The organism is Sphingobium fluviale (assembly GCF_004122115.1).
Taxonomy (GTDB): domain Bacteria; phylum Pseudomonadota; class Alphaproteobacteria; order Sphingomonadales; family Sphingomonadaceae; genus Sphingobium; species Sphingobium fluviale.
The window spans coordinates 299223-315636 of sequence record NZ_SBKP01000003.1; the positions used below are offsets into that span (position 1 = coordinate 299223).

14 protein-coding genes are annotated in these 16414 nt (G+C 64.8%); 3 read left to right on the forward strand and 11 right to left on the reverse strand.

Annotation, left to right across the window (positions count from 1 at the left end; all coding sequences use genetic code 11):
• The first annotated feature begins 1 nt into the window (after position 1).
• On the forward strand, positions 2-1375 hold the full coding sequence (locus EQG66_RS05535) for a sensor histidine kinase (RefSeq protein ID WP_129403557.1): 1374 nt from the start codon (positions 2-4) through the stop codon (positions 1373-1375).
• 51 nt (positions 1376-1426) lie between these two features.
• Here EQG66_RS05535 and EQG66_RS05540 read toward each other — a convergent pair whose 3' ends face one another.
• Both EQG66_RS05540 and gltX read right to left on the reverse strand, forming a co-directional pair.
• Positions 1427-2713: a citrate synthase gene (locus EQG66_RS05540; protein WP_129403559.1), complete on the reverse strand. Its 1287-nt coding sequence runs from the start codon at positions 2711-2713 to the stop codon at positions 1427-1429.
• A 17-nt stretch (positions 2714-2730) separates the two neighbouring features.
• The gene (gene gltX / locus EQG66_RS05545) at positions 2731-4167 is read right to left on the reverse strand and encodes a glutamate--tRNA ligase (RefSeq protein ID WP_129403561.1); all 1437 of its coding nucleotides are present in this window, start codon (positions 4165-4167) and stop codon (positions 2731-2733) included.
• 89 nt (positions 4168-4256) lie between these two features.
• Here gltX and EQG66_RS05550 point away from each other — a divergent pair, with 89 nt between their 5' ends.
• A complete protein-coding gene (locus EQG66_RS05550) occupies positions 4257-6455 on the forward strand; it encodes a ComEC/Rec2 family competence protein (RefSeq protein ID WP_129403563.1) in 2199 nt (732 codons plus the stop codon).
• 15 nt (positions 6456-6470) lie between these two features.
• On the opposite strand, the gene lexA is transcribed toward EQG66_RS05550, so the two are convergent.
• The 9 genes from lexA to EQG66_RS05595 all read right to left on the reverse strand — a co-directional run bounded on the left by lexA (position 6471) and on the right by EQG66_RS05595 (position 15377).
• Positions 6471-7151: a transcriptional repressor LexA gene (gene lexA / locus EQG66_RS05555; RefSeq protein WP_129403565.1), complete on the reverse strand. Its 681-nt coding sequence runs from the start codon at positions 7149-7151 to the stop codon at positions 6471-6473.
• Positions 7152-7217: 66 nt separating this feature from the next.
• Entirely contained in the window at positions 7218-8399 is a 1182-nt protein-coding gene (locus EQG66_RS05560; RefSeq protein WP_129403566.1) for a molybdopterin molybdotransferase MoeA, read from the reverse strand.
• Positions 8396-8878, reverse strand: a complete 483-nt coding sequence (moaC, locus tag EQG66_RS05565; RefSeq protein ID WP_129403568.1) for a cyclic pyranopterin monophosphate synthase MoaC — start codon at positions 8876-8878, stop codon at positions 8396-8398. The genes EQG66_RS05560 and moaC overlap by 4 nt, the downstream gene beginning before the upstream one ends.
• Entirely contained in the window at positions 8875-9669 is a 795-nt protein-coding gene (trpC, locus tag EQG66_RS05570; RefSeq protein WP_129403569.1) for an indole-3-glycerol phosphate synthase TrpC, read from the reverse strand. Before trpC ends, moaC begins: the two co-directional genes overlap by 4 nt.
• A complete protein-coding gene (trpD, locus tag EQG66_RS05575) occupies positions 9666-10661 on the reverse strand; it encodes an anthranilate phosphoribosyltransferase (protein ID WP_181951786.1) in 996 nt (331 codons plus the stop codon). The genes trpC and trpD overlap by 4 nt, the downstream gene beginning before the upstream one ends.
• On the reverse strand, positions 10658-11242 hold the full coding sequence (locus EQG66_RS05580; protein WP_129403571.1) for an anthranilate synthase component II: 585 nt from the start codon (positions 11240-11242) through the stop codon (positions 10658-10660). The genes trpD and EQG66_RS05580 overlap by 4 nt, the downstream gene beginning before the upstream one ends.
• The gene (locus EQG66_RS05585; RefSeq protein WP_129403572.1) at positions 11239-11913 is read right to left on the reverse strand and encodes a hypothetical protein; all 675 of its coding nucleotides are present in this window, start codon (positions 11911-11913) and stop codon (positions 11239-11241) included. Before EQG66_RS05585 ends, EQG66_RS05580 begins: the two co-directional genes overlap by 4 nt.
• Complete coding sequence (gene trpE / locus EQG66_RS05590) at positions 11903-13420, reverse strand: anthranilate synthase component I (RefSeq protein WP_129403628.1); 1518 nt, start codon at positions 13418-13420, stop codon at positions 11903-11905. The genes EQG66_RS05585 and trpE overlap by 11 nt, the downstream gene beginning before the upstream one ends.
• A 7-nt stretch (positions 13421-13427) precedes the next feature.
• On the reverse strand, positions 13428-15377 hold the full coding sequence (locus tag EQG66_RS05595) for a peptidyl-prolyl cis-trans isomerase (protein WP_129403574.1): 1950 nt from the start codon (positions 15375-15377) through the stop codon (positions 13428-13430).
• A 165-nt stretch (positions 15378-15542) separates the two neighbouring features.
• Between EQG66_RS05595 and tpiA the strand changes: the two genes are divergently transcribed.
• On the forward strand, positions 15543-16286 hold the full coding sequence (tpiA, locus tag EQG66_RS05600) for a triose-phosphate isomerase (protein WP_129403575.1): 744 nt from the start codon (positions 15543-15545) through the stop codon (positions 16284-16286).
• The last annotated feature ends 128 nt before the right edge of the window (positions 16287-16414 follow it).

Here is a 16414-nt window from a genome sequence, read left to right on the forward strand (position 1 = left end):
TATGCCCAGGAGCGGCGCCCTCCTGCTGCGCCTTGGCCCCGCAGACCATATTCTCAGCGCCGATGACGCGATCCTGATGCTCCAGGCTCAGGCGGGCGGCGCGTCTGATGGCCGCATCGCCGTGCCGCAGATCGCGGCCGTGGCGCGGCTGGCCCGGCGGCTGAACATCCTGATTGCGCGGCCGTTGCTGATCGGCGGGGATCATAGCGATATCCGCCTGTGGGTGCGCGCCAGGCCGGTCGAGGGCGGGGTAGAGCTGGGTTTTTCCGAATGGCAGGAGGTGCCGCACCTTCCGTTGAGCGAAAACGCGGCGTTACGCGCGGCGGAGATCGCGCTGGCGGCGGATGGCGCCGAGTGGCGCACCGATGCGCAGATGCGTTTCCTCCATGCGGGGGATACGCTGGAGTTTGTCGCTGCCGGAGACGAGTTTGCAGCAACTTTTCCTGAAAGCGCGGGCGGGGAGCACCCGCTCGCCGCTGCCATTGCCGCGCATCGTCCCTTCTTCGGGCTGGAGGCGCGCGGCGGGCCGGACGCGCGGCTTATCGCGCTTTCCGGCCATCCGTTGTTCGATGCGGACGGCTCGTTTCTGGGCTATCGCGGCAAGGCGAGCAGCGTTGAGGAAACGCAGCGCACCGTGCTGCCCGATACCTCGGCCCACACGTCGGCTGCACAGCCACTGCCAGCAGGCCCCACGATCCCCGATTTCGGCAAGCGGCTGGACCTCGCGCTGCGCCAGCCGCTCACGCGCATCATCGCCAATGCGGAGACGATCAAGAGCCGGGTCGAAGGGCCGATCCGGGGCGATTACGCCGCCTATGCCGCCGATATTGCCGATGCCGGGCGGCATCTGATGGAGCTGGTCGATGACTTGGCCGATCTGCAGGCGATAGACCGGCCCAATTTCACGGTCGCGCAGGAGGATATAGACCTCGCCGACATCGCACGGCGCGCCGCTGGCCTGCTTGGCGTCAAGGCGGCGGACAGGGGGCTGCGCATCGAAGCGCCCAAGGCCGATGAACACGCGCCCGCCATTGGCGAGTTTCGCCGCGCGCTCCAGATCGCGGTCAACCTGCTCGGCAATGCCGTGCGCTATTCGCCGGAGCAGTCGATCATATGGCTGCGCGCGGAAACAGACGGCGGCGTGGCATCGCTGGTTGTCGCCGATCAGGGGCGCGGCATCGCGCTGGAGGATCAGCAGCGCGTGTTCGAAAAGTTCGAGCGGCTGGGGCGCGAAGATGTCTCCGGCACCGGCCTTGGCCTCTATATCTCGCGCCGCCTTGCCCGCGCGATGGCCGGAGACATTACGATAGACAGCGCACCGGGGCAGGGCGCGCGTTTTGTCCTCACTTTGCCTGCTGCTGGCACCCCCGAATAAGAAAAGGCGGACCATCCGGCCCGCCTTCCCAAAACATCGCTATGTTCGCAATTACCGCTTGTCGACCGGCACATAATCGCGCTGGGTCGGCCCGGTGTAAAGCTGGCGCGGGCGGCCGATCTTCTGCGCGGGGTCCGAGATCATTTCATTCCACTGCGCCACCCAGCCCACGGTGCGGGCAAGCGCGAAGAGCACGGTGAACATGTCGGTCGGGAAACCGATGGCCGAGAGGATCACGCCCGAATAGAAGTCCACATTGGGATAAAGCTTCTTCTCGATGAAATAGGGGTCGTGCAGCGCGATCTGCTCCAGCTCCTTCGCCACGTCGAAGATCGGATCTTTGACGCCCAGCTTCTCCAGCACGTCCTTTGCGGTCTTCTGCATCACGGTGGCGCGAGGATCGTAATTTTTATAGACGCGGTGGCCGAAGCCCATCAGGCGGAAGGGATCGTTCTTGTCTTTGGCGCGGGCGATATATTCGGGGATCTTGTCCACGGTGCCGATCTCGCGCAGCATGTTCAGCGCGGCCTCGTTTGCGCCGCCATGCGCCGGGCCCCACAGGCAGGCGATGCCCGCCGCGATGCAGGCAAACGGGTTCGCGCCCGAAGACCCTGCAAGGCGCACGGTCGAGGTCGAGGCGTTCTGCTCATGGTCGGCATGGAGGATGAAGATCTTGTCCATCGCATCCTCGATAACCGGATCGACGACATATTCCTCGGCGGGGACAGAGAAGGTCATGCGCAGGAAATTGCCGGTGTAGGACAGGTCGTTGCGCGGATAGACGAACGGCTGACCGCTCGAATATTTATACGCCATGGCGGCGAGCGTCGGCATCTTCGCGATCAGGCGATGGCTGGCAATGCGCCGCTGCACCGGATCGTTGATGTCGGTCGAGTCGTGATAGAAGGCCGAGAGCGCGCCCACAACGCCGCACATGATCGCCATTGGGTGCGCATCGCGCCGGAAGCCGCGATAGAAAGTGCTCAGCTGCTCATGCACCATAGTGTGGCGGGTGATCGTGGTCTTGAACGTGTCCAGCGTTTCCCGATCCGGCAGCTCGCCGTTCAGCAGCAGATACGCGACCTCCATAAAGCTCGATTGCTCGGCGAGCTGGTCGATTGGATAGCCGCGATGAAGCAATATGCCTTCGTCGCCATCGATATAGGTGAGGCCTGAGTCGCAGCTCGCTGTCGAGGTGAAACCGGGATCATAGGTGAACATGCCAGTATCGGCATAGAGCTTGCGAATGTCGATGACCTGAGGGCCGACCGATCCGTCCAGCACCGCATAGTCATGCGCGCCGCCGCCTACCTCGATTTTTGCTGAATTGCCCGCCATAATATGTCTCCCTGTCTTTACCCCTGAACGCCCAGTGCAGCGGCGTCTTCAAGCCTTGCCAAAACCTCTTCCTTGCCGAGCAGGAACAGGACATCGAATATTCCGGGGGAGGTTGTGCGCCCCGTGAGGGCCGCACGCAGAGGCTGCGCTACCTTCCCTAACCCGATTTCCGCCGTTTCCGCAACCCCGCGTATGCGTTCTTCAATCGACGATACAGTCCAATCGTCAATATTTTCCAACGCTCTCGCACATGTGATTACCAGATCGGTTCCTGCCGCGTCCAGCAGGGCCATGGCCTTGTCGTCTGGCACCAGGGGCCGTTGGGCGAATAGGAACAGCGCGCCGTCAGCAATTTCATCGAGTGTCTTGGCGCGCGGCTTGAGGCCTTCCATCGCCGTGGTGAGCAGCGCCGTGTCCGCTTCGCTCAAGGCGCGGCCCGTCAGAGCGGCAATGCGCGGGGCGACCAAGGCGGCAAGGCGGGCGTTATCTGCCTCGCGGATATAGTGGCCGTTGAGGTTTTCCAGCTTCTTGATGTCAAAACGCGAGGGCGAGCGGCCAACGCCTGCCAGATCGAACAGCTCGATCGCCCGTTCAACTGTGATGATCTCCTCGTCGCCATGGCCCCAACCGAGGCGCAAGAGGTAGTTGCACACCGCTTCGGGCAGCATGCCCAGCGCGTCGCGATAGGCATCGACCCCCATCGCGCCGTGGCGCTTGGAGAGTTTTGCCCCGTCTGCGCCGTGGATCAGCGGGATGTGGGCATAGACCGGCTCTTCCCAGTTCATCGCCCGGATAATGCAGAGCTGGCGGAAGGCATTGTTCAAATGGTCGTCGCCACGGATCACATGGGTGACGCCCATGTCCCGGTCATCCACCACCACGGCAAGCATATAGGTCGGCGTGCCATCGGAACGCAGCAGGATCATGTCGTCCAGCTCGGCGTTACGCACAACGACGCGGCCCTGCACTGCATCCTCGATCACGGTTTCGCCCTCGCGCGGAGCCTTGATGCGGATGACGAACGGCTTGTCGCCGCCCTCCGCAGGGTCACGATCGCGCCAGCGCCCGTCATAGCGCATCGGCTGCTTGGCCGCGCGCTGCTGCTCTCTCAGCTCCGCCAGCTCTTCAGGCGTGGCGAAGCATTTATAGGCGTGACCGGCAGCGAGCATCTGATGCGCCACCTCGGCATGGCGCGCCGCGCGGGAGAATTGATAGACCGGCGGCGCATCGCTCGAAAGGCCCAGCCAGCTCAGCCCGTCAAGGATCGCGTCAATCGCCGCATCGGTGGAGCGGGCGCGGTCTGTGTCCTCGATCCGCAGGAGGTAGGTGCCGCCATGATGGCGCGCAAACAGCCAGTTGAACAGCGCGGTGCGGGCGCCACCGATGTGGAGATAGCCGGTCGGCGAGGGCGCGAACCGCGTAACGACAGGCTTTTTTTCTCCGGTTGCGTTCACTCAGCTTTTCTCCGACAATCCTCATTCCGGCTTGGTGCCGGTTTTCTGCGACAGTGCGACCCTGCCCCAAGGATTCTGGCGCCCCTAGCATGGCTTCCTCTTTACTACAAACTGATGTTGCACTGCACCCTATTTTAACGGGCCGTGCTCTCGTCACAAAGCTGGAGAGCTGGCTGGAGGCAGAGCGCGAGCGGATCGGCCTGTGGTTGCCCGTGGCGTTGGCTGCGGGAATAGCCTGCTGGTTCGCGCTGCCATCGCCGCCTTACTGGCTGGGGTGGATCATGCTGTGTTGCGGCATGGCGCTGGCGGCGCAGTTGCTGATGCCGGGCGGCAGAGCGCGGGCGGCTCTGGTGGGGCTGGGGCTGGTGATGGCGGTGGGCTGCGTGCTGATCTGGGCGAAGGCGTTGACGCTCGGCCAGCCGCCGCTGGAACGCGCTGTCTTTGCCGCCTTTCGCGCGCGCGTGATCGCGGTGGAGCCGCAGCCGGCGCGGGGGCGCACGCGCCTCTTGCTCGCGCCGGAATCCGGGGCCAGCGGCCTGCCGGAGCGGGTGCGCATCAATGTGGCCGACACAGACATGCCCGCGCGCGACCAGATCGGGCCGGGCGCGGTGATAAAGGTGCGCGCGCGGCTGATGCCGCCAGCCCCGGCTGCGGTGCCGGGCGCCTATGATTTCGCGGTGCAGGCCTATTTCTCCGGCATCGGCGCGACCGGGCGGGCGCTGCCGCCGGTCCGCGTCATCGAACCTGCGCGGCCAAATGGCATCGCCGCGTGGCGCGACAGCCTGTCGCGCCATATCCGCGCGCGCCTGCCCGGCAGCGAGGGGGGCATCGCCGCCGCCCTGGCGACAGGAGATCGCGGCGCGATCAGCGAGGCGGACGAAGAGGCAATGCGGCGCAGTGGTCTATCTCACCTGCTCTCGATCAGTGGGCTACATGTGTCGGCGCTGATCGCCGCGGTGATCCTGATCACATACCGCCTGCTGGCGCTCAGCCCGTATCTGGCGTTGCGGTTGCATCTGCTGCTGATCGCGGCGGGGGCGGGCGCGCTGGCGGGCATCGGCTACACGCTGTTCACCGGCGCGCAGGTGCCTACGGTGCGCTCATGCATCGCCGCGTTGCTGGTGCTTGGTGGGCTGGCGCTCGGGCGTGAGGCGATCAGCCTGCGGCTGGTGGCGGTGGGTGCACTCGTGGTTCTCGTCTTCTGGCCGGAGGCCGTGATTGGTCCCAGCTTCCAGATGAGCTTCGCGGCGGTGACGGTGATCATCGCGCTCGCTGAATCGGGCTGGTTCCGCGCAAATTTTCAGGCGCGGGAGGAGGGGTGGCCCTCGCGGGCATGGCGGCATGTGGCGGCGGTCCTCGTTATCGGGCTGGCGGTGGAGGCCGCGCTGATCCCAATCGCGCTCTATCATTTCCATCAGGCGGGCGCGCTCGGCGCCTTTGCCAATATGATCGCGATCCCGCTCACCACCTTCGTCATCATGCCGGCCGAGGCGGCGGCGCTGGCGCTGGACAGTATCGGGCTCGGCGCGCCGTTGTGGTGGGTTGCGGGACAGGCATTGGGCGCCTTGCTGGCGCTGGCGCATGGGGTGGCGCGTTCACCCGCCGCGCAATGGGCCTTGCCGCATTTTGGCGCGGTTCCGTTCGCCATGGTTATACTCGGCGGCCTGTGGTGCATCCTGTGGCAGACGCGCGCGCGGCTGCTGGGGCTGGCGGTGCTGGCTGCGGGTGGCGCGATGATGGCTCTGGCTTCCGCGCCCGATCTCCTGATCACCGGTGACGGGCGGCATATGGCGGTGCGGCAAGCGGATGGCACGCTGGCGCTGCTGCGCGGCCGCGCGGGCGACTATGTGCGCGATATGCTGGCCCAATCGGCGGGAGAGGGAGACACACGGCCAAACAACGGCGCTGAAGATAAGGCGTTTCCTGCAATCGCCGAAGCGTCCAACGCCCGGTGCAGCCGCGATCTCTGCTCGGTGCTGATGCGCGGGGAGGGGCGAGACTGGCTGATTGTCGCTACCCACAGCAAGGTGCGGCTACCTTGGGCAGCACTGATCGCGCTGTGCGCGCGGGCGGACATCGTGGTGAGCGACCGCCGCCTGCCTGCCGCCTGCACGCCGCGCTGGCTGAAGCTCGACCGCGCGCGGCTCAGCAAAACGGGCGGGGTGGCGGTGTATCTCGACAGTGGGCGTCGGGTTTCCGTTCGCGCCACAGGAGATCGCCACCCTTGGGTCGTCCGTCCATCGACGCCAGTCCATCGCGCCGCCTATAGGCAGGCGCCTGCCCCCTGATCGGGCGGCGTGCGCTCAATTATACCGGCGCAGCAACCCCGCGAGCTTGCCCTGAATACGCACCTGATGCGGGTCGTAGATTTGCGGTTCGTAGGCCGCATTGGCGGGGTCGAGCCGCACCCGTGGGCCTTCCCTCCGGAAATATTTGAGCGTTGCTTCCTCGTTGTTCACCAGCGCGACGACGATCTGGCCTTCGCGCGCCACCTCGGTGCGCTGGATCAGCGCATAATCGCCATCGAGTATCCCGGCATCGACCATCGAATCACCCGATACCTCCAGCGCATAATGCTCGCCCGAACCCAGCAGCGCGGCGGGCACCGGCAGCATCCGGTCGCTCTCCATCGCCTCGATCGGCACACCGGCAGCGATGCGGCCATGCAGCGGGATCTCGATCACATCGTTGGCGGCGATGGGGATCTGGCGCGCCGGCGCGGCGGGTGCGGTAACGGCAGGCGCAGGCTTCGGTGCGGCCTTCACTACGCCATCGGGCAGTTTCAACACCTCCAGCGCGCGGGCGCGATTGGGCAGGCGGCGGATGAAGCCGCGCTCCTCCAATGCGCTGATCAGCCGATGAATACCGGACTTGGACCGCAGATCGAGCGCGTCCTTCATCTCGTCAAACGAGGGGGATACGCCGCCTTCCTCCAGCCTGCGCTGAATGAAAATCAGAAGTTCCTGTTGCTTTGCCGTCAGCATCTTAAGCGCCTCATTCTGGAACGAATAAGGAACGTATAGGAACCAAGCATGAACATGTCAAGCCCGCTAAAGCGTTATGATCTCCGCGTCCTCGCCCGCTCGCGCCGCCCCGCTGCCCGCCGCGCGCCGGATCAGGCAGTTGGCCTGTGCGAGCGCGAACGTGGCCGCGCTATCCTGCGAAACGACGGGTGTGGCAACGCCATCCGTTAGCTCCGCGCGCACATAGTCATCCCGCCCGCCCACGGGTGGCATAGCGGCTCCCAATCTCGCGCCAGCCATCTGCGGCAGCGGGGTGGGGCACCCCGCCATATGCCGCACAATCGGTAACAGAAACAGGTGGGCGGTGACATAGGCGGATACCGGATTGCCCGGCAGACCGAGGAACAGCGCATCGCCCAACCTCCCGGCAATCAGCGGCTTGCCGGGGCGCATCCTGATCTTCCAGAAGTCTATGCTTCCGCCCGCCGCCTCCAGCGCGGGCTTGACGAGGTCATGATCCCCCACCGATGCGCCGCCGGTGCTGACAATGATATCATGATCGCGCACCGAGCGCATCGCCTGCGTCAGTGCGCCCAACTCATCGGTAATGATACCGAGGTCTTCGACAACGCAGGGAAGGCCGACCAGCATCGTCGAGAGCATCACGCTGTTGGAGGCGGGAATCTGGTCTGGCCCGCATGCGGCGCCCGGCGGCACCAGCTCCGCGCCGGAGGAGAGGATCGCGATGCGCGGCAACCGGGGCAGGGCGAGAGCGCCCCATCCCGCCAGCGCCGCCAGCGCGATATGCCGGGGGGTTAGAGCTGTGCCAGCTGGAATGAGCGTCTGGCCCTCACGAAAGTCTGACCCCGCGCGGCGGATATGCTTGCCCAGAGCGCCCGGCCCATCGCCCGTGAGGGTGATGCGCCCATCCGCGCTGGTGATATCCTCCTGCACGATCACTGTATCGGCGCCATCGGGCATCACCGCGCCAGTATAAATGCGCACCGCTTCCCCCGGCTTTACCTCGCCACCAAAGGCCGCGCCTGCCGCGCTTTCACCTATGACGCGCCACGGGCCGGGCATGTCGGCATAACGGATCGCATAGCCATCCATGGCGGAAAGGTCGCTTGCGGGCTGGGTGCGGCGGGCGGCAATATCAGAGGTGGTCCAGCGTCCCGCAGCCTGCGCGATGGCCACGGATTCATCAGGCAGCGGCTGCGCCATCGCCAGCAGTCGCCCCTGCGCCTCTGCCACCGGCAGCAGGCTCATGGCGCTTCGGCCCGCCAGTCGCCAGACTTGCCGCCCGTTTTTTCGATCAGGGCAATCGGTCCTATTATCATGCCTTTATCGATTGCTTTTGCCATATCATATATGGTGAGCAGCGCGACGGATACGGCAGTGAGCGCCTCCATCTCCACCCCGGTCTGGCCCGTGGTGCGCACAGTGGCGGTGCCTGTGACGCCTTGCTCGTCCGCCGTGAGATCGAGCGTGACCTTGGCCAGCATCAGCGGATGGCAGAGCGGGATCAGCTCGGATGTCTTCTTCGCCGCCATGATCCCCGCAACCCGCGCAACGGCGAGGACATCACCCTTCTTTGCGCTGCCCTCGATGATCGCGCGCGCGGCGTCGGCGCTCATGCTGATCCGCCCGCGCGCCACCGCGTGCCGCGTGGTCTCGGCCTTGGCCGACACATCGATCATGTGCGCCGCGCCCGCCTCATCGACATGGGTGAGGCGCCCGCCCGTCATGCCGCTGTGCCCAGCAGCGCGCGCGTCGCGCCTTCCACATCCTGCTGTCGCATCAGCGCCTCGCCAACAAGGAAACAGCGAACGCCATGCGCGGCCATTTCCGCAAGATCCGCGTGGCCGGTCAGGCCGCTTTCCGCCACGAACGTGCAGCCTTCCGGCGCGTGGGCGATCAGCTCATAGGTGCGGGCAAAATCCACCGTGAAATCGCGCAGGTCGCGGTTGTTGACGCCGATAAGGCGCGAGCGCAGGCGTGATGCGCGCTCCATCTCATCCCGGTCATGCACCTCGATCAGCACATCCATGCCCAGCCCCAGCGCAGCGTCCTCGATCTCCGCCATCTGCGCGTCGCCCAAGGCAGCGACGATGATGAGGATCGCGTCCGCGCCAATCGCGCGGGCCTCCAGCACCTGCCACGGATCGACCATGAAATCCTTGCGCAAAACGGGAAGCGAACAGGCCGCCCGTGCCGCAATCAGATAGTCTTCATGACCCTGAAAATAGGGTGCGTCTGTTAATACCGAAAGGCAGGCCGCGCCGCCGCGCTCATAGGCAGCGGCATGGGAAGGTGGATCAAAATCCTCTCGTATCAAACCCTTGGAGGGTGAAGCTTTCTTCACTTCTGCGATCAGGCCGAAGCCCGTCTGCGCCGCCGCATCCAGCGCGCGCCGGAATCCGCGCGGCGGGGTTTGCCCAAGCGCGCGCGCCTCCAGATCAGCCAAAGACGCAGCCGCCTTTCGGGCCTTAACCTCACCGCGCTTGGTGTTGCAAATCTCGATGAGCTTGTTGGTCATTTCCACGCTATCCAGCAGTTGAGCAGCGCATTGGCAAGCCCCTTGTCAATCGCCTCAGCCGCTTCCTCGACAGCCTCTTCGCCGTCCTCCGCTTCGCCCGCCACGATCAGCGCCGCCGCCGCATTGAGCAGCACCGCGTCACGATAGGCGCCCTGTTCCCCCTCCAGCAAGCGGCGCAAAGCAGCGGCGTTGAAGGTGGCATCCCCGCCCCGGATGTCTGACAGCGGATGCCGGGGCAGGCCCACGCCTTCGGGCGCGATGATGTCATGCCCCAGGTCGAACCCGATTGATGCAAACCGGCTGACCCCGCTGATCGACAGCTCATCCAACCCTTCCTCGCCAGAGACGATCATCGCGCGCTCCACACCCAGCCGGTCGAGCGCCTCCGTATAAATCGGCACATAGTCGGGCCGCGCGATGCCGATCAGCTGCCGTTTGACCCGCGCAGGGTTGGCGAGCGGGCCGAGCAGGTTGAAAATCGTGCGCTTGCCGATGCTCTTGCGGATCGGCGCCATGCGTTTGAGCGCCGGGTGATGTGCCTGTGCAAACAGGAAGCATATGCCGAGGTCCGCGAGTTGCGCCTCGGCCACCTCTGGCGCGATATCGAGCTTCACGCCCAGCGCTTCCAGCGTATCCGCGCCGCCCGCCTTGGAGGACGCCGCACGGTTGCCATGCTTTGCCACCGGAACGCCGCATGCTGCCACCACCAGCGCCACGGCGGTGGAGACGTTCAGCGTATGCTGCCCATCGCCGCCCGTGCCGCATACGTCGATGGCATGGGGCGGAGCGTCGATGGCGATCATCCGTTCGCGCATGGCCATCGCCGCGCCTGCGATCTCGTCTGCCGTCTCGTCCCGCTCGGTCAGCGCGGTCAGGAAGGTGGAGATTTCCTCGTCCGTACCCGCGCCATCCAGCATCGCGCCAAAGACGGCATGCGCCTCGTCAAGCGCCATCGGGCGGGCAGGATCGGGAAACGCGCTCACTTGGCTCAGGCCCGCTCTTTGACCGGAAGTCCGGCAATCCTCATGAAATTGGCCAGCATGTCGTGCCCATGCTCGGTGGCGATGCTCTCCGGGTGAAACTGCACACTGTGGATCGGCAGGCTGGCATGGCGAAAGCCCATGACAGAGCCGTCCTCCGCCGTGGCGTTCACCAGCAGGCAGTCCGGTATGTCCTCCACGATCAGCGAGTGATAGCGCGTCGCCGTGAACGGCGAGGGCAGGCCCGCGAACAGCCCGGTGCCGTCATGGCTGACCGGAGATGTCTTGCCGTGCATCAGGCCGCCGCGCACCACCTTGCCGCCGAAATATTGCCCGATCGACTGGTGGCCAAGACACACGCCGAGCAACGGCTTGCCCGCATCCGCGCACGCACCCACCAGATCGAGGCTGATCCCCGCCTCATTGGGCGTGCAGGGGCCGGGCGAGAGCAGAAACGCCTCCGCGCCGGAGCTGATCGCCTGCCCCGCGCTCATCGCGTCATTGCGGACAACCTCCACTTGCGCCCCCAGTTCCATCAGATAATGGACGAGGTTCCAGGTGAAGCTGTCATAATTGTCAATCACGAGGATCATGGTTTGCTTTCATAGGAAGCAGAGAGGTGGTCGGCAACAGCGTCGACGATACGACCCGCATCATTGAGATGCGCCCTGTCAAAATAGACATCCGCGCCGAGATCATACACCTTGATGGACATCTTGCATATTGTCAGTAGCTGGCAGTCGCCTATATAGCGCACGTGTTGGGGTGATACGCCAAAGATGGTGTACAGTGCCTGCAATTGTTGACGAGGCTTTCCTTGCATGTCCTCAGCCTCATATATGTGCATCTCTCCAGGCTTCAGTTCTGAGGGAGGATGAAGTTTGCTTGTGGGCAGGGCATCCCATGCTCGCCCGCCATTCGGTGAACCAGTGTGTATCGTGATATTGTTGCCACTGGCATGGGGCGGATCGCAAGGCTCGTCACGAAGTTCAAGCTTTGGGTATGTCAATTCCGCAGAATAGGATTTGTGATCTCGGCCATAGGCGCATCGACCAGCATAAACCTGAAAGCGAAACCGGCCTTGAGGCGTGTTAAGTTCGACATAACCGCCGCGCCGCGCGATTTGGGCTTTGTAACGCTCAAACTCCTCTTTAGCCTTTTGTTCGCGATCTGCACTAGTTTGGCATGACGGCAGAATGGATGTAGCTAAGGCAATTCCCGCCCATGCTCTAAAACCACGATAGGGCATTTCTTTACTGCCCATATCCGGCTTGTCGGCTGAGCGCCACCGCCTCTTTCGCCGCCGCCATCAGCGCGCCGGCCTTGGCCTCGCACTCGCGCTGTTCATATTCGGGCGTCGAGTCCGCTACGATCCCCGCGCCTGCCTGCGCATGCATCACGCCATCCTTCAGCACGGCGGTGCGCAGCACGATGCAGCTGTCCATATTGCCATCGGGCGCGAAATAGCCGACGCCGCCCGCATAGGCGCCGCGCGTTTCCGGCTCCAGCTCGGCGATGATCTCGCAGGCGCGGACCTTGGGCGCGCCCGAAACCGTGCCTGCCGGGAAACCCGCAAACAGCGCATCCAGCGCGTCCTTGCCGTCACCCAACCGCCCCACAACGTTGGAGACGATGTGCATCACATGGCTGTAGAACTCGACCGTGTAGCTGTCCGTCACGCTGACCGTGCCCGCAGCCGCTACGCGCCCCACGTCATTGCGGCCAAGATCGAGCAGCATCAGATGCTCGGCGCGCTCCTTGGGGTCGGCGAGCAGGCTGGCCTTGTTGGCGGCGTCTTCGCTTGCGGTCTTGCCGCGGGGGCGCGTACCCGCAATCGGGCGGATCGTCACCTCGCCATCACGCACCCGCACCAGGATTTCAGGGCTGGAGCCGATCAGCGCAAAGCCCGGCATGTCGAGGCAATAGAGGAAGGGGGACGGGTTGATCCGCCGCAGCGCGCGATAGAGTGCGAGCGGCGGCAGCGGAAACGGCGCGGTGAAGCGCTGCGCCAGCACCACCTGAAAGATATCGCCCGCGACGATATAATCCTGCGCGCGCAGCACCATGTCGCGATACTGGCCGGGCTTCAGAACTGGCGCGAAGGTCACGTCATCCGGCGTTGCGATCTGTGGCGCGGATGGCACCGGCCCGGCAAGCCGCGCTGCGGTGGCATCGAGCCGCTCTTGCGCCGCCTCGATTGCGCGTGCCGCGTCGGTAAACGACCCAGCCCAGATCGGCGCGACGAGGAACAGCGCGTCCTCCAGCCGGTCGAACACCAGGATCACCGACGGGCGCACAAATAGCATATCCGGTATGGCGAGCGGATTGGGCGCGGGGCGCGGCAGTTTCTCGACCAAGCCGATGGTTTCATAACCGAAATGACCCACAAGACAGGCGAGCGCCGGGGGCAGAGCGGGGTCCATCTCCGCCCGGCACTCGCGCACCAGCGCGCGCAGGGCGCTGAGTGCGCCGCCCTCCACCGGCGCAAACGCCTCCCGGTCAGTCATCCACGCCCGGTTGATCTGCGCGCTGTCTCCTTGCGCGCGAAACACCAGATCTGGGTCGATCCCCAGAAGGCTATAGCGCCCACGCACCGCGCCGCCCTCAACCGATTCGAGCAGGAAGTCCCCACGCTCCGGCTGCATCAGCTTCAGCGCGGCGGAGATGGGCGTTTCCGTATCGGCGATCAGCTTGCGCCACAGCAGCGCCGACCGCCCGGCATCGAGCGCGGTGCGGATGGCGTCTGGCGTGGCTGCGGCGGCGGTTCCCATCATTGGCTCAGGGCTGCGCGGGCGCACTGCCATTGGCATCGCGCAGCGCCTTGGTGACGTTCACGACCGTCGCTGCATTGCGCTTCACGCCCAGCTCCCGCTCTGCCGCGCGGGCGAATTGTTCGGTATATTCGTTGCCGACAAGCCCTGACAGCTCGGTGCGTACCGTATCGACCAGCCCCGGCACCTTGGCGGCATCGCCCTGTTTGATGGCATTGAGCTGGATCACAAAGCTGCCCTGATCGTTGGGGATAGGCATCATCTTCACGCTGCTCGGCGCCATTGCGAACAGGATCGAGATATGCGCGGGCACCCGCTGATCCTGCCGGAGCAGGTCGGCGCGGCGGCCCTCGATGGTCTGCACCGGCGGCAGCGGGACACCAGCCTGCGCCAGCGCCTTGTCAAGCGGCATACCCTTCGCGACATCGGCCTGTATCTTCTGCGCCAGCACCTGCGCCTTTGCCGCGCCCTGGTTCAACAGATACTGCTGCGCCACGATCGGCCTTACCTGCGCCAGCGGCGGCGGCGCGGCGGCAACGATATCGCCCACCCGCACCAGCGCATAGCGCTCGGCCTGCGCAATCGGCACCATTTGCGGGTCGTCATCCGCCTCCATGCCAAATGCCGCCTTCAGCATCGGCGCGATTTCGGCAGAGGGCTGATAGGCGGGATCGTTGATGTTCTGACCCGTGGCGAGCAGCGCGGGGGTGGTTGCGGTGGCGAGGCCATTGTCCTTCACCACCTCGTCGAACGTGGCGCCGTTGGCGATGCTGTCTTCTGCCTTGGCTACGAAATCGCTGAGCAGCGCGGCGCGCTTTTGCGCTTTCAGCATCGCGATGATCTGCGGCTTGACCGAGGCCAGCGGCTTTTCCGCGATTGTCTGGATCGCGCCGGTCTGGATCAGCGCCCAGCCCAGCGCCAGCTTCACCGGGCCCACGATCTTGCCCTGTGGCGCGGCGAAAGCGGCGTCCGCGGCGGCGGCGGAAGCCGATTTGGCATAGTCTGCCTTCGATACGGCCTTGAGGGTCAGCGCCTCCAGCCCGTTCGCCTTTGCGGCAGCAGCAAGCGATACGGACCCTGCCGCAGCCTTGGCCGCGCTTTCGGTGGGCAGGATCAGTTGCTGAATGTCGCGGGTTTCGCGCGCGGCAAACTCCGCCTTGCGGCTGGCATAATAGCTGGCAATCTCGGATTCGGTCGGGGTCGCCGCCGTATCAAACCGGCTGGCGTCGACAATCGCATAGCGCAGAGAGCGCCGCTCCGGGATGGTATAGCGCCCCGCGTTGCGCTTGTAGAAATCCGCAAGCTGCGCATCGGTCGGCGCGGCGGCGGGCGGAAACGCTGTCGATGGGATCGCCGCGATCCGCCCCTCGCGCGCTTCGAGCAGCAGCGAGGCATAGGGCAGCACCAGGCTGTCCGTCATCCGTGCGCCAAAGCTTGCGGGCGTCGCGACGATGCGACCGCTGATCTGCTGCGCGATGTCCTTGCGCAGCGCATCCTCGCTCACGCCCTGACTGGTCAGCATCTGGTGGAAAGTGGATTGGCTGAACTTGCCGGTGGCGTCCTGAAAGGCGGGGATATTGGCAATCTCCGCATCGATCATCCGCTTGCTGATATGGATGCCCTGCTTGCGGGCAAATTCCTCCAGCGACAGCGCCGTGACGAGCTGGCCATAGACGCCCTCAACCGCGCCCAGCTTGAGAAAATCGTCGATCTTCATGCCCGGATTTTCGCGCCGCTGTTGCTCGAACGCGCGCTGGACGCGCGACTGCACTTCGGTGTCGGGCAGGCTCTCGCTGCCAATTTTCGTGGATGTCCCGCCGCCTATGAGGTTGAACGAGCCATAATTGCCGCTGGTCACATCCCCCGCGATGAAGGCGAACGCCACGGTCGCCAGAAACAGCAGGGCAAAGACCGCACCAAATTTCGATCCGATGATGCGCCGAATAAAACCGATCATGTGTCCGTCCTGCCCAAAACCGCCCTCATGCGGGCGGCGTGCGTAATTAGAAATTCTGTGCCGCTTTAGGGGGAGAGGCCGTTCGCTTCAAGCGGGGACTGGACTTTGCAGACTTAGACGCTAATCGCGGCTCCATATCGGGAATAGCTGGAAAACGGAGGACCTATGAGCCGCAGGATGCTTGTTGTCGGCAACTGGAAGATGAACGGTCTGCGCACGCAGCTTGGTGATGTCGAGGCGATTGGCGCGTTCGCGGCTGATCACCCCACAGTAGAAGTCGGCCTGTGCCTGCCCGCCACGCTGATCGGCGCGGCGGCGGACAAGGCGGGCGGGGCGTTTATCGGCGCGCAGGATTGCCACGCTAAAACCAGCGGCGCGCATACTGGCTGCCTCTCCGCCGCGATGCTGAAGGAGGCGGGCGCATCGTGCGTCATCGTCGGCCATAGCGAACGCCGCACCGATCAGCACGAGAGCAGTGCGGACGTAGCGGCCAAGGCGCTGGCGGCGAAGGCGGAAGGCTTGCAGGTCATCCTGTGCCTCGGCGAGAGCCTGGAAACACGCGACGCGGGCGAGGCGCTGCCGTTCGTGCTCGGCCAGCTTGCCGATTCGCTCCCCGCAGGCGCAGGGGCCGACTGGCTCTCCATCGCCTACGAACCCATCTGGGCGATCGGCACCGGCCGCATCCCGACGATGGAGCAGATCGCCGAGATGCACGGCGGCATCCGCGGCAAGCTGGCAGAGCTGGCTGGGCCGGAGGTCGCCGCCGGCATGCGCGTCCTCTATGGCGGCTCGGTCAACGCCGACAACGCGGCCGAAATCTTCGCGCTGGAGGATGTCGACGGCGGATTGGTAGGCGGCGCGAGCCTGACGGCTGCGAAATTCGGCCCGGTGATCGCGGCAGCGGGATAGACCTTGCACGATTTTTGACCGAGATCAAAATTGCAAATCGTTCGCAATAAGTATTGCAAACGATTTGCAGTATCGGCATAGCGACCCCTAATTATTCGAATCGGGGGTTATATCGTGACTGCGCGTGT